At 57.4% G+C, this 14,090-nt stretch carries 14 protein-coding genes; 11 read left to right on the top strand and 3 right to left on the bottom strand.

Annotated features, from left to right (window positions below; genetic code table 11):
• Positions 1–74 precede the first annotated feature (74 nt).
• The 11 genes from AC2FMY_RS05400 (at position 75) to AC2FMY_RS05350 (ending at position 9,328) form a co-directional block, all read left to right on the top strand.
• Positions 75–929 (top strand): ABC transporter permease, encoded by an 855-nt coding sequence (locus AC2FMY_RS05400; RefSeq protein WP_480749720.1) that lies wholly within the window; start codon positions 75–77, stop codon positions 927–929.
• Positions 929–1,711, top strand: a complete 783-nt coding sequence (locus tag AC2FMY_RS05395) for an ABC transporter permease (protein ID WP_480749719.1) — start codon at positions 929–931, stop codon at positions 1,709–1,711. Before AC2FMY_RS05400 ends, AC2FMY_RS05395 begins: the two co-directional genes overlap by 1 nt.
• On the top strand, positions 1,708–2,769 hold the full coding sequence (locus AC2FMY_RS05390) for an ABC transporter ATP-binding protein (protein WP_496807087.1): 1,062 nt from the start codon (positions 1,708–1,710) through the stop codon (positions 2,767–2,769). The genes AC2FMY_RS05395 and AC2FMY_RS05390 overlap by 4 nt, the downstream gene beginning before the upstream one ends.
• A 24-nt stretch (positions 2,770–2,793) precedes the next feature.
• Positions 2,794–4,080 (top strand): nucleotide disphospho-sugar-binding domain-containing protein, encoded by a 1,287-nt coding sequence (locus AC2FMY_RS05385; protein ID WP_480749717.1) that lies wholly within the window; start codon positions 2,794–2,796, stop codon positions 4,078–4,080.
• Positions 4,077–4,442, top strand: coding sequence for a cupin domain-containing protein (locus AC2FMY_RS05380; protein ID WP_480749716.1), 366 nt, complete (start codon positions 4,077–4,079; stop codon positions 4,440–4,442). Before AC2FMY_RS05385 ends, AC2FMY_RS05380 begins: the two co-directional genes overlap by 4 nt.
• A complete protein-coding gene (locus AC2FMY_RS05375; protein ID WP_496745587.1) occupies positions 4,439–4,783 on the top strand; it encodes a cupin domain-containing protein in 345 nt (114 codons plus the stop codon). Before AC2FMY_RS05380 ends, AC2FMY_RS05375 begins: the two co-directional genes overlap by 4 nt.
• Positions 4,784–4,817: 34 nt before the next feature.
• A complete protein-coding gene (locus AC2FMY_RS05370; protein WP_496807086.1) occupies positions 4,818–6,335 on the top strand; it encodes an aldehyde dehydrogenase family protein in 1,518 nt (505 codons plus the stop codon).
• 752 nt (positions 6,336–7,087) lie between these two features.
• Entirely contained in the window at positions 7,088–7,531 is a 444-nt protein-coding gene (locus AC2FMY_RS05365; protein ID WP_496745584.1) for a DUF2852 domain-containing protein, read from the top strand.
• A 67-nt stretch (positions 7,532–7,598) separates the two neighbouring features.
• A complete protein-coding gene (locus tag AC2FMY_RS05360) occupies positions 7,599–8,036 on the top strand; it encodes an RDD family protein (RefSeq protein WP_496807085.1) in 438 nt (145 codons plus the stop codon).
• 71 nt (positions 8,037–8,107) lie between these two features.
• Positions 8,108–8,932: an arginyltransferase gene (locus AC2FMY_RS05355; protein ID WP_480749711.1), complete on the top strand. Its 825-nt coding sequence runs from the start codon at positions 8,108–8,110 to the stop codon at positions 8,930–8,932.
• A gap of 6 nt (positions 8,933–8,938) precedes the next feature.
• Complete coding sequence (locus AC2FMY_RS05350) at positions 8,939–9,328, top strand: VOC family protein (RefSeq protein ID WP_496745581.1); 390 nt, start codon at positions 8,939–8,941, stop codon at positions 9,326–9,328.
• Positions 9,329–9,445: 117 nt separating this feature from the next.
• Here AC2FMY_RS05350 and AC2FMY_RS05345 read toward each other — a convergent pair whose 3' ends face one another.
• The 3 genes from AC2FMY_RS05345 to AC2FMY_RS05335 all read right to left on the bottom strand — a co-directional run bounded on the left by AC2FMY_RS05345 (position 9,446) and on the right by AC2FMY_RS05335 (position 13,948).
• Positions 9,446–11,800 (bottom strand): TRAP transporter large permease, encoded by a 2,355-nt coding sequence (locus AC2FMY_RS05345; protein WP_480749709.1) that lies wholly within the window; start codon positions 11,798–11,800, stop codon positions 9,446–9,448.
• Between the two features lie 18 nt (positions 11,801–11,818).
• Positions 11,819–12,745 carry a TRAP transporter small permease subunit gene (locus AC2FMY_RS05340; RefSeq protein ID WP_480749708.1) on the bottom strand — a complete coding sequence of 309 codons (927 nt, stop codon included), beginning with the start codon at positions 12,743–12,745 and terminating at the stop codon, positions 11,819–11,821.
• 120 nt (positions 12,746–12,865) lie between these two features.
• Positions 12,866–13,948, bottom strand: coding sequence for a TRAP transporter substrate-binding protein (locus AC2FMY_RS05335; protein WP_480749707.1), 1,083 nt, complete (start codon positions 13,946–13,948; stop codon positions 12,866–12,868).
• Positions 13,949–14,090 lie beyond the last annotated feature (142 nt).

The raw sequence follows: 14,090 nt of genomic DNA, 5'->3' as shown, positions 1-14,090 counted from the left end.
TCGAACCCTGAGCAAAGCCCGACCCGAACAAAGGGTCGGCCCTATACGACACTATTCCACAGATTGCCAAGTATATGACCAATCGACTGAAATCGGTGATCTTGCTGGGGCCGGGCCTGGGTTGGCTTGCACTTCTGATGGTGGTGCCGTGCGGCCTCATTTTCACCTATGCGTTCTTTGAACGCGGCGTCTATGGCGGCATCGACTACGTCTTTACGTTTGAAAATTTTGTGCGGGCCGCCGACCCTCTTTACCTTGGGATCTTCCTGCGCTCAGCCAAGATTGCATTTCTGGCCACCATGATCGCCATCCTGATCGCCTATCCGGCGGCCTATGCTATCACGCTGGCGCCGCGCCGTTGGCAGACCGGTTTGCTGATCTTGGTGATCCTGCCGTTCTGGTCCAACTACCTAATCCGCACTTACGCTTGGATCGTGATGCTGAACCGCGAGGGGTTGATCAACAATACCCTGCAGGGGGCCGGCTTGATCGATGAGCCGTTGTCTCTGCTTTATAATAATTTCGCTGTGATCGTTGGGCTTGTCTACAACTACACCCCCTTTGTGGTTCTTGCGATCTATTCATCGCTGAATCGAATAAACGTCGAAACCATAGAAGCCTCGGAAGATCTTGGAGCGCCCGCTTGGACCACTTTCTACCGGGTGATACTGCCACAGACCATTTCGGGCGTCGCGGCAGGTGGTGTTTTTGTATTTGTGCTGTCGATCGGCAATTTCATAACGCCCGATTTGCTTGGTGGCGGGCGACTTCAGATGGTTGGAAACCTGATCTATGACCAGTTCCTGAGCGCCCGCGACTGGCCGTTCGGAGCAACCCTGTCGATGCTCCTGATTGCGATCATGATGGGGCTTTTGTTCGCTCAGGCGGTATTGGCCAATCGCGCAGCAGGACAGAGAGGGCAGGACTGATGCGGAACCGAGCCAACATGGGCCTGAAGCTGCACCTGGTTTTGTTTTACACGTTTCTCTATGTGCCAATCCTTGTGCTCATGGCGCTAAGCTTTAACCGGGCCGGACTTCCAACTGTGTGGACCGGATTTTCGTTGGAATGGTACGGCAAGTTGTTTACCGCGGATCCAATACTGTCGGCGGCGCGCAACACGCTCATCGTGGCCTTGATCTCGACCGTTCTGGCGACAATAATCGGCACGCTTTTAGCGGTCGGCGTCGAGACACGGCGCAATTCTTCAGTTCTAGACGCGGTTCTGTTCGCGCCGATGATCATCCCCGACATAGTTCTAGCCATTGCGCTCTTGTCCTTTTTCACACTGCTCAACATGACGCTCGGGCTTCATTCGATCATCCTCAGCCATGTCGTATTTAACATAGCCTTTGTTGTCGCCGTGGTGCGTACGCGGATGCGCAATTTCGACCATTCGATACTTGAGGCCAGTGCCGACCTTGGGGCCAGCGAATTCACTACCTTTCGCCGCATCCTGCTGCCCGCCATCGCGCCGGGGGTTATCGCCGGGGCGCTGTTGTCTTTCACCCTGTCAGTGGACGAATTCATTATTGCCTTTTTCACCGCCGGTGCCGGGCAATCCTCGACCACGTTGCCGATGCAGATTTACGCAATGATCCGCTTTGGCGTCACGCCGGAAATCAATGCGATGGCTACCATCGTCATGTTCGTTTCGTTCACGCTGGTCTTCTTCGCGCAGCGTGCCGACAAAGAGGTTTTCAGCCGATGAGCCAAGGGGTTCAACTCAGGAATATAACCAAGCGATACGGTTTGGTTACTGCGATCGACAACGTTTCACTGGATATTCGCGACAACGAGTTCTTTGCACTTCTGGGCCCATCGGGCTGCGGCAAGACCACACTGTTGCGGACGCTGGCGGGGTTCGAAACACCACAGGAAGGACAGGTAATCGTTGCCGGGCAGGACGTGACAAACATACGCCCCAGCAGGCGGCCCTTGAACCTGATGTTCCAGTCCTATGCCTTGTTTCCGCACATGAGCGTCGAAAAAAACGTCGCCTATGGGTTAGAGATGGAGAAATTACCCAAGGACGAAATTGCCACGCGAGTGGCCGAGGTTCTGGAAAGTGCGAAACTTTCGGGATTTGCCGGGCGCAAGCCGGATCAGCTTTCTGGTGGGCAGCGACAGCGGGTTGCTTTGGCGCGCGCGCTGGTCAAAAGGCCAAAGGTCCTGTTGCTGGATGAGCCCCTTTCAGCTCTGGACAAGAAACTACGAGAAGAGATGCAGCTGGAGCTCAAACGGTTGCAGCACGAGGTGGGGATTACATTTCTGATTGTGACCCATGATCAGGAAGAGGCCCTCGTCATGGCCGACCGGATCGCGGTCTTGCATGATGGCAAGCTGGCGCAGGTCGGTACTCCTCACGAGCTCTACGAACACCCCGGATCGCGCTTTGTTGCAGATTTTATCGGCGTGATGAACTTTCTGGATGGCAACGCCGTCGACGGCGGTGTCGATGTCCACGGGGCGGGAATGCTGAGGGGCGTTTCCGAGCTGCGCGGTGCTGCCACGATTGCTGTGCGCCCGGAACGGGTCAGCCTGATGCAGACCGCCCCTCAAGATGGACGCAACTGCATTCCCGGCACTGTCGAGGAAGTCGCCTATCACGGGTCAGACCTGGGTGTGCATGTGCGCGTTCGCGGCGGGAGGAGCACCCTGTCCGCCCGCATTCCCGCCAGCCAAGCCGACCGTGAAAGTATCCAGCCGGGTCAGGATGTCCACTGCGTATGGGATGCGAAACATTCCCGCATCCTGCCCAACTGCTAAGCCAAATCTAACCGGAGACCTACAATGTCACAGAAAACCATCGCCTTCTTCCCCGAAGCTGCCTTTGGCCCTGCGCTGAATTCGGTTGGCATCGCGCAGGCCTGCGAGAAACTGGGCCACAAGGCAGTATTTCTGAGCGATCCTGGCTTTGTCGAGGTATATGAAGGTTATGGGTTTGAGGCGCATCCCGTTGCCCTTTCCGAGCCGATGGAACCCGAAGCGATGGCAAAGTTCTGGGAGGATTTCATCAACGGCCACATCCCGAATTTTCGCAAAAGCCCGATTGACCAAATCGATAACTACGTCAAGGATTGCTGGGAGGCGATCGTCGACAGCGCAAAATGGGCGCAAAAAGATCTGCCGGGGGTACTGGCAAAAATCAAACCAGATATGATCTGCGTGGATAATGTCATTATGTTCCCAGCCATCAAGCAGTTCGGCGTGCCGTGGGTACGGATCATCTCATGTTCCGAAAATGAAATCCCTGACCCGATTGTGCCGCCACACTTATCGGGCTGCCGGGTGGATGACCGCGAGGGCATGGAGGCCTATGAGGCAAAGTTCCACGAGGTGATCAAGCCGATCCACGACGACTACAATGCGTTCCTGGCCAGATGCAACGAAGGCGCCTATCCGATTGGAGAGTTTTTCGAAGCGTCGCCCACAATGAACCTTCTGCTTTATCCCGAGCCGGCAAAATACGAACGGCAGAACCCACTGGACCCAAACCGCTTCCAGTATCTTGAAGGTTGCGTACGCGAAGAAGAACCCTTTGAGGTGCCATCGTTTAAGTCCAACAATGACAAACCACTTCTCTATGTATCTTTCGGGTCGCTTGGCGCAGGCGACACCGACCTGCTAAAGAGGATCATTTCGACCATTTCCAGGTTGCCCTACCGGGCGCTCGTAAATGTCGGGGATTACATGGACGAATACACAGACATTCCCGACAACGTGCACATACAGAGCTGGTATCCCCAGCCTTCGGTAATTCCGCAGGTTGACGCGGTGATACATCATGGCGGTAACAACTCGTTCACCGAGTGCCTGTATTTCGGCAAAGCAGCAATCATTATGCCCTATGTCTGGGACGGCCACGATAACGCCACTCGTGTTCAGGAAACCGGCCACGGGTTCGGGTTTCACCGATACGACTGGACCGATGATGAATTGGCTATTGCCCTCGACAAATGCATCAACGATCCAGCCATACAGGCGAAGATGGCGGCAACCTCTGCGCACATGCAGTCACGGCATGGCCCGACCAAGGCAGCTGGCATTCTTGACGACATCCTGAAAGCCGCGGAATGAGCAGCGCCCCGCATCTTTCCGAAATCTCGACCCGCGCTGACCTCACGGACTGGGGGCTACAGCCGGACATGATTGAAGGCCAGTCGCATTCATCGGGCTTGCTGGTTCACAAGGGCCCGGACAACCGGCCGGAGATCGGCGCATGGGTCTGCACTCCAGGCCGCTGGCGCCTAACGATACCGCGTGACGAGTTCTGCTATTTTGTGCAGGGCCGCGCGGTCTATCGGTCGGATACAGGCGAAAGCATCGAAATCACGCCCGGAACGGCCGTACTATTCCCCGCCGGTTGGATAGGGGAATGCACGGTCGAGGAAACATTGCGCAACACCTACTACCTAACGGATCGCGAACCTGAATCATGACCACGCCACGTATGCAAAACCCGCTCCAGCAGACTGACCTTGTCGATTGGGGGGTAATCCCGACAATGATCGAAGGGCAATCCTGCACGTCGGGAAAGCTGATCCACAAGGGGCCTGACGGCCAGTCCGAATGCGGCCTTTGGGTCTGCACTCCCGGTAAGTGGGAATGTCACGTCACCAAGGACGAGTTCTGCCACTTTCTGGAAGGTCGTTGTACATATGTCCATGAAAGCGGCGAGGTAATTGAGATCACGCCCGATACGGTGGCCTTTTTTCCGCAGGACTGGAAAGGCGTCTGCACCGTCCACGAGACGGTCAAGAAAGTGTACATGATCCGCTAACGGCGCAATGCCTGTCAAACAAGGGGACTGCCCAATGCGTGACCCGTTCCAATCCAGCTACTACCTCAACCCCAGGCATGTTCCGTTGCAGGATGGTGGGACCACGCTGGTCAATCCGTCAACTTTGCAGCCCGTCGGGATTTTTGGTGAACCGTCGCCGCAGATCGTGGACCAGGTTCTGGATCGGGTCAATGCGGCGCAAAGGAAGTGGTCTGCAATGGACTGCAAGTCTCGCGCGCGGGTATTGCACCAGATTGCCAACGACATCGAAAGCGGCGACATGCATGAGGTCGCCCGTCTGATGACGTTGGAAACGGGGAAGCCGTATCCGGAATCCATCGGTGAAATCGCGAACATCCCGCCGGTGTTCCGGTACTACGCCGAGATGGCTCGCAATGACGCAGGCAAGATAGCCGGCACGATGCAGACCGGATCTTTCCAGTATCAGACATACGAACCCTACGGTGTGTCGGTGCACGTGGTTCCGTACAATTTTCCTCTCATTCTTGGGTGCTGGTCGATGGCGGCATCGCTTGCAGCAGGCAACGGCGTTGTGTTGAAGGCCTCGCCCGCAGGAACATTGTGCACGATGGCCTTCATGGAGTTTTTCCGAGCTCTTCCCGAAGACCTGATTGCCTGCCTGCCAGGTGGGGCAGACGTGGGCAAGCAACTCATTGCTAGCCCCAAAACCCACGTGGTCGCCTTTACCGGGTCCGTGCCGACAGGTCGTGCGGTGGCAATGGCCGCAGCGGAAAACCTGAAACCCGCAGTGATCGAGGCTGGAGGAAGCGACCCGCTGATCGTCAGTAAACACGCCGACATCGCGGTCGCTGCTGCCGGGGCGGTTACCGCCGCCTTTTTGCAATCGGGTCAGGTTTGCACATCGTCTGAACGGATTTTTGTGGTGGATGACGTATACGACGATTTTGTCGATGAGTTCGTGGCCCGAACCCGGAAACTGCGCATCGGCGACGGTATGGGGGTGGCGGAAATCGGACCGTTGGCCTCCAAGGAGGCGCGCGACAAGGTCGAGCGGCTGGTGCGCGATGCAACAGAGAAAGGCGCGGTGGTTGAGGTAGGAGGCGGTATCCCGGATGACGCCGGACCGGGTTGGTTTTTCGAGCCAACGATTCTGACCGGCGTGACGACAGAAATGGCGCTAACTCGGGAAGAGGTCTTTGGGCCAGTCGCCTCGGTCATTCGGGTGAGCGACTTTGACCAAGCGCTTGAACTGGCAAACGCGTCACAGTTCGGTCTCGGCGGATGCCTGTTTACCAGCGACTTGAACGAGGCATTTCAGGGGGTGAATGAACTACAGGTGGGGATGGTCTGGGTCAACAACCCGCTGGTGGACAACGATGCCTTGCCTTTTGGCGGCGTCAAGAATTCTGGGCTTGGGCGCATGCTAGGCCTTCAGGGACTCGAAGCCTTCAGGCGATCCAAGATGGTCGTGATCGACCCGAAGGCGAAGGAAGCAGACTGGTGGTATCCCTATCCCGACGATTGGTTCTATTCGGAAGGCGTACAGGGCGGGAGAAAGCACACCGGCTAGGGTGACCGGTACGGCCTGGTCGACTCTACAACGGAGGATGTGCTAACGGCAGGATTGTCCCGCATCTGAAACATTCGCCTCGAGTGTGGAAAAGGTCCGCTTTCACTCATTGCTCGATTAGTCGCGTGTCAAGAACTGATCAAAGGGCGACGAGCAAAGGCTGATGTCGCCCCTGCCCTAATCCCATCGTCAAATCACTCATAACAAATCTGCTCGGCTGGGGACAGCTGGCTATGTCCCGTTGCAGGGTTCACAAGGCCCCCAAGTTGTTTTGGTTCTTACGCTCTTTTATTTGACTAAATCCGCACAGCCGCCAAACGCCTTACGGAGCGCGCCAGAAGGCGATTTCATGTTGCACACACACTGCACAAGATGCCACTTAACTAACTGAAATTAAACATCTATACCCTCACCCCACCATAGGGGCGACGGAGAGCATGGACGCTTATTGCGGGTCGGTTTTCTGTCCTACTGCCTCAATCGTCATCACGGCCACGTTATGTTGGAACCCAGCGCAATCGAGCAGTCTTCGTGGGTTTTCGGAGGTTTCTGATTCAAGCGCACAGCATCTAACACATCCAACCGACCTGTGCAGCAGCCCGATCTTTCCCTTTGTTGCCATGGTAGGTGGCGAATGTTCAATCGGTGGGTGACACAAATGTAAATCTTTTTCACATTACCTCTTGCATTCCCCTTTCCCTTCCCCATCTTGATCAATGTGAAAGGTGTTTACATCAATCAGGAGAGCCCAGATGTCCACATTGTCCGACCCCGTCCCTCCCGCTCATCCGGGATGGCTTTATCGTAGCGAAGCCTGGCTTGACAGCAAAGGCAAAGGCGCCTGGATCGCCGCGATGGTCCTTGGCTTTGTCTTCTTCTGGCCCATCGGCCTGGCCCTTCTCGCCTATATGATCTGGAGCAAACGCATGTTCAGCAAATCCTGCAGCCGCCGCAAAAACTGGCACAGTCACATGAGCGCCATGAAACCTTCGGGCAACAGCGCGTTCGATGCCTACAAGGCCGACACCCTGGCGCGGCTGGAACGCGAACAGCAGGATTTTGAAGAATTCCTCAGACGTTTGCGTGAGGCCAAAGACAAGGCCGAATTCGACCAGTTCATGGACGAACGAGTGCGTGCAGCTCGCGATGACCGTGCATCTCGCGACGATACGGATGCACCGAAAGACGACGTCTGACCAAAAAACCGCCCTGTCCGGCTTCGCCGGGCGGGGTTCGTCGCCCCAGTTTCTTAGGACGATCAAAATGAACCATTTGCCCGACCCTGACCGCCAGCCCCAATTCTATCAGAGCGTGGCGATCAAACGCTTTGTTGCGTGGTTGATCGACGTCGTCGTCATATCGACCTTCACCATGTTCGCCGTATTGCTGACCGTGGGCCTTGGCCTGTTCTTTGTTGCCTTGATCTTTATGCTGGTCAGCTTTGTCTATCGTGTCGCCACCATCGCCAACGGGTCGGCCACATGGGGGATGCGGTTCATGGGGATCGAACTGCGCGATACGTTTGGGGCGCGGATGGATGCAGGAAAGGCAATCGCGCATACCGCTGGCTATTTCGTCAGCATGGCCTTCCCGGTTATCCAGGTCGTGTCGGTGATCATGATGCTGACCAGCGCTCGCTGTCAGGGCCTGACCGATGCGTTTCTGGGAACGGTGGCATTGAACCGGCGGGCAATCGCCTGAAAACAGTGCATTGAATCCTTGGCGGGTTTCGAAACGATTGGTATCATCCCCCAAGCAAACACGGAACCTGCATGCGCCATACGCTGCCGATAGCGCCACAATTCTATGTGACGGCCCCCCAGCCGTGTCCTTATCTTGAGGACCGGATGGAGCGGAAATTGTTCACCGCCTTACAGGGCGAAGGCGCAAACAGATTGAACGATTCCCTGTCGCAGCAAGGCTTTCGCCGCTCGCAGAACGTGTTGTACCGGCCCTCGTGCACCGAATGTTCCGCCTGCCTGTCTGCCCGGATCGACGTTTCCGTCTTCAGCCCCGGCAAAAGCCAGAAGCGGACCGCCAAACGCAACGAGCATCTGGAACGGCGCGCCATGTCGCCCTGGGCAACGGACGATCAGTACGAACTGTTCCGAAGATATCTGGACACCCGGCATGCTGATGGCGGGATGGCCGATATGGACGTGTTCGAGTTTGCCGCGATGATCGAGGAAACCCCGATCCGCAGCCGTGTCGTCGAATATTCCGACCGTCGTACCGGCGACCTGACTGCCGTCAGCCTGACTGATGTCCTCGAAGACGGGCTGAGCATGGTCTATTCTTTCTATGACCCGCACCAGCCTCAAAACTCACTGGGCACCTACATGATCCTCGATCATATCGACATCGCCCGCGAGGCCGGGTTGCCCTATGTCTATCTGGGTTATTGGGTGCCGGGAAGTTCAAAGATGGGATACAAGGCCAAGTTCTCTGGCCTTGAGATCTATCTTGGGGGGCGTTGGGAAAAGGTGACGAACCCCCGGCACTACGAGGATATTGCCCATCACCCGCTGGCCACCGACCCGATTGCCGAACAGGTCGCGAATATCCAGCTGCCCGACCGGCATCCGACCAAGGGTTGAGGCGGGATGCAGCAATCCCTGTTCGCGGTCACGCTTGTCGTGCCCGATTATGATACGGCCATCGCGTTTTATGTCGGAGCGCTGGGTTTCACTTTGACGCAGGACGAGGATCTGGGCGGCGGTAAACGTTGGATTCGGATCGCGCCGCCGGGCGCCTCTGACGGATCGCTGATACTCGCCAAGGCTGATGGAGACAGACAGTGCGCGGCCATTGGCAACCAAACCGGCGGCAGGGTCGGTTTTTTCCTGACCACCGACAATTTCGAACGCGATCACGCGGCGATGTTGGAAAAAGGCGTGGATTTTGAAGAAGCACCCCGCCGGGAACCCTATGGCAAGGTCGCCGTCTGGCGTGACCCGTTCGGCAACCGCTGGGATTTGTTGCAGTTCACCTGACACAAACCAGAAATACTGCCTGGCAAAGCTGCGAGGCATGAAAGCGCAACACCTTATATACCGACAAAAAACGGGAGCCCGAAGGCTCCCATTTCGTTTCAGCATTCACTCCCGCAATCAGTTCGGGATCAGTGCCGGTACGATTGTCACGATGGCCGGGAAGAACCACAGGATACCGATCCCCACCACCTGAATGATGACGAATGGCACGATCCCCCGGTAGATGTGACCGGTTGTGACCTCTTTGGGTGCCACCCCTCGCAAGTAGAACAGCGCAAAGCCGAATGGTGGGGTCAGGAACGAGGTTTGCAGGTTTACTGCCACCATGATCGTGACCCATTTCGGATCGAACGACCCGCCATAAATCACCGGCCCCACGATCGGGATCACGATGTAGATGATCTCGAGGAAGTCCAGGACGAAGCCCAGGATGAACAGCACCAGCATCACGATCAGGAAGACCGTAAACTCATTGTCGAAGCTCTTCAGGAACTGCTGGATATAGTGCTCGCCCCCGAACGAGATCACCACCAGGTTCAGCAGTTGCGACCCGATCAGGATGGTGAAAACCATCGAGGTCACTTTTGCGGTCTCACGCACAACAGGTGTCAAAACGCCGCTTGTGAACAGAACCCAACAGCCGAACAGCAGCCCGAACAGAGCGTAGATGTAGGTCGCATAAGCCGCAAAGAAGGCGATCCACGATTCGACGCTGACATCACCCTGGTTGATGCGCAGGTCAAAGTTCACGCCGATCAACAAGCAGATGATGATCGCGAAGGTCGACCAGATGATGACCCGGCCGGACCGACCCTGATCCTGAAGCTTGCGATAGGCCGCCAGCATGATGGCCCCGCCCGCCCCAAGCGCGGCTGCGGGTGTCGGGTTGGTAATACCGCCCAGGATCGAGCCAAGAACCGCGATGATCAGAACCAGCGGTGGGAAAACCACCCGGATCAGTTCATTGCTTGCACAGCGTGCGGCTGCTTCTTTGCAGCCATAGAGCGCCAGCAGGAACGGCAGCGCCAGCAGGACGAATGTCACACCGGACGAGGTTGTCGGAGCAACGGCAAGGATGTCGACAAGCACCATGCCCAACAAGCCCAGAGCCCCGAGTATCAACGGCGCCGTGGGCCGCGACGGTGCAATTCCCCGACCCAGGATCAGCGTCAGCCCAAGCAGGACAACGATCACGGCAACACCCGTTCCGATTGGAGCGGCGGCCGCGATCTTGGCGGCACGGGCCTCGGCCAGTTCCTCGTCACTCAGCTTGTGCGAGGCCTCAACGCCCCCGGCGGCATCGATCTGCGCCTGTTCCGTGACGGCCTGATCCCAGGCCGACTGTCCATGCAACTCGATCATTGAGGCCTTGCATTCGGCAGACACATTGGTGCGCAGCGAAGCGCCCTCGGAGATATCCGAGAAGCCGGAGACCGAGACATCCTGAGTTCCGATCAGCCCAACGCTTCCCATCAGGACCGCACCCACGATCAGCCCGAGCGGAGCGGCCAGCAGCCATGTCAGCCCTTCGGCGCGCGTGATCGGCTCACCGGTGCCGCCCGACATCGCGACGGCTGGCGCGTGTTCGGGGTTCAGCAGGGCATAGCCGAATGCATAGAGCGCGTAGAGGATTGCCAGCATGATCCCTGGCAGCAGGGCGGCCTGGAACAGAGTGCCGACCGAAACCACGGCGGGCTCACCCAGATAGGTCAGTGCATCGGAGCAACCTGCGGCCGCAGCCCGGGTTTCCTGCGCGGTGGAGTAGAGATCACCCGCGAGGGTGCCCAGCAGAACGATCACGATAGAAGGCGGGATAATCTGTCCCAACGTGCCCGACGCGGCGATGACGCCGGTCGCAAGTTCCGGAGAATAGTTGTTGCGCAACATGGTGGGCAAGGCCAACAGGCCCATGGTCACCACGGTGGCGCCGACGATACCCGTGGAGGCGGCCAGAAACGCGCCCACCACCACGATGGACACCGCGAGGCCGCCGGGGAGCGGGCCAAAGACACGCGCCATGGTGGTCAGCAGATCGTTGGCGATCTTGGAGCGTTCCAGGGTAATGCCCATCAGGACGAACATCAGCACCGCCAGAAGCGTTTCAATGGATTGCCCCGCCAGCACGCGCTCGTTCATGCGGTTGACGATGAAGGAAACATTGCGATCCAGCGCAGTTTCCCAACCGCCGACAAAGACGTGCTCGGCAACGCGTGGCAAATCCGGGTATCGGAAGACCGAGATCGAATCGGGTCGTACCCCTGACGCGATCAGGTCGGCATACATTTGCGAGCCCGTGTCGATCGCCTGATGCACCAGCATACCGGCACTGTCGAGCGCGGCGATGATACCGAACGAGATGATACCGGCGCCACCGATGGCAAAAGCCACCGGGAAGCCGCTCAGGATGCCTCCGAAAAGGCAAAGAAACACGATTATGAGGCCGATTTCGACGCCATCAAGACCGAATAGCATATTCTCTAGTCCCCGTACTTAATGAGCGCCTTCATAGGCTTCTTCGCCCTCGCCAAGGGTATCCTTGTCGAGGTATTTGTCCGCACTTTCCGGCCCTTCCACGAATTCGAGATACGAGCGGTAGAAAAAGGCGATTGCGTGCAGAAAGACCATGGCTGCGAAAGAAACCAGCAGGATCTTGAACAGGAAGTACCCGTTGAATCCGTTTGGGCTGAAGCCGATGGTTTCCACATTCCAGCGAAGCGCGCGAGATTTCATGAGCAGCCTGTCCAACGTATCGCTGGCGGACGGGTTCGGCACGATCAGGTGCCGCCACAGGAAGTACCAGCCGTAAAGCCAGACCAGCACCGCCATGGGCATCATGAACAAAAGCGACCCGAACATATCCACGACGCGCTTGCCGCGGTGGCTGAGGCCGGCATAGATCAGATCGACGCGCACATGCCCGCCCTGCACGAATGTGTATGTCGCGCACAGGCAAACAACCATCGCGTTATAGAGCTTCAGCTCTTCGGCATACCAACTGATGTCCATCTGGAACGGGATGCCAAGACCAAAGGCCATGTCGGGGCGGGCAAAAACCCGTTGCATAAAGACGATGACGATCTGCTGGATCACCATCAGCAACCCGGCCCAGGCAAAGAAGCGCCCGGTCGTGTTGGCAAAACCCTCCAGCCCGCGAACCATGCCCCACATGAATTCGCGCTTGTAGAGGCCAATAGCCGTTAGCAGCAGAAACAGCGTGAACACGACAAAGAAGAACTCAACCGAGCCCCCGTAGTAGACAAAGCGCATGATCGCTTCCTTGTCGGACCAGTTGAGCCAGAGCTGCGGATGCGTGATCGCGTATCCGAAGTTGTAAAATGCCTCGGCGATGTTCAGAAAGAACCAGATCAATCCGTCGAACAAGGCGCCGAAAAACGACGTGCCGTTTTCGTCTTGCATGTTGTCCCCAGAGTCTCGTCAGTTCCCAAGCCTGTGCCTGTCTGGCATTCGTTCGTACTTGGAAAACCGAAAATGCTCCCCCGCGCGCGGCGGGGGAACTTTCATTTCGGGAAGATTGGCTTAGCCCAGAACGCGGTCGCGCTGTGCGGTATAGGCCCCTGAAGACAGGTTCAACCAGGCAGAGGACGACTTCATGGATGCCATGGCGCTGTCGTGAATCTTCTTGAACAGCTCATCTCCCATGTTTTCGTTCATGACGTCCTGCGAAGCCTGACCAAAGGCATCCCAGACACTGTCAGGGAATTCCATGATCTTGACGCCACCGGCCTGCAGTCGCTGCAGGGCTGCACCGTTGTTGGCCAGGAATTGCGCCAGGTTCCACTGGTGGCACTCGCCCGCCGCGATCTCGATGATTTTCTGATGCGCGGGGCTGAGGCTTTCAAAGACTTCTCGGTTGGTTGCCAGCGACAGACCTGCACCCGGCTCGTGGAAGCCCGCGGTATAGTAAGTCTTGGTGATTTCCTGGAAACCGGCCTTTTCGTCGGCCCACGGCCCGATCCACTCGGTGCCATCGATCGCGCCGGACGACAGCGCCTGATACACTTCGGAACCCGGAATGTTCTGCACCGATGCGCCCAGCTTGCCCAGCGCCTTGCCGCCCAGACCTGGCATGCGGAACTTGAGACCGTTGAAATCTTCGGGACTGTTGATCTCTTTCGAGAACCAGCCGCCCGCCTGAGCGCCGGTGTTGCCCGCCAGGAACGACTTGAGGCCAAAAATCTGGCCAAGTTCGTCATGCAGTTCCATGCCGCCGTCCTGATAGTACCAGTTGACCAGTTCCTGCGCGGTCATGCCGAACGGTACGGCGGTAAAGAACGCGTAGCCCGGATGCTGACCGACGAAGTAGTAGTCGGCACCGTGATACATGTCAGCCTGGCCTGATGTGACAGCGTCGAAAACCTCGAACGCGCCGACCAGTTCACCGGCGGCCTTCAGATCAACCGTCAGCTGGCCATCGGACATTGCGGTGATATTGTCGGCTGCGCGCTGCGCGGAATCGTGCACGCCCGCCAGGCCCCGGCCCCAGGTGGTGACCAGCGTCAGGGTACGCTTGCCCTGCGCATATGCCGGAGCCGCCAGCGCGGTTGCGGCAGCCGCCGAACCGCCCAAAGCGGTATTTTTCAGAAATGAACGACGATCCATGTGAGTAGTCCTCCCCTATGATAGTCTTGCCCGAAGCAAGGCTTCGGACGGATCGTTTCAGGTGAGGTCAGCCTAGCGATACCGATTCCGATGTGAATACCTAGTACTGCGTAGACCACCCATTTTTTCGGCCATAAACACA

It is taken from the genome of Ruegeria sp. YKSE079, from assembly GCF_059612845.1.
Note: the sequence above shows the minus strand (reverse complement) of the source record. Positions and strands in the feature narration are given on the sequence as shown.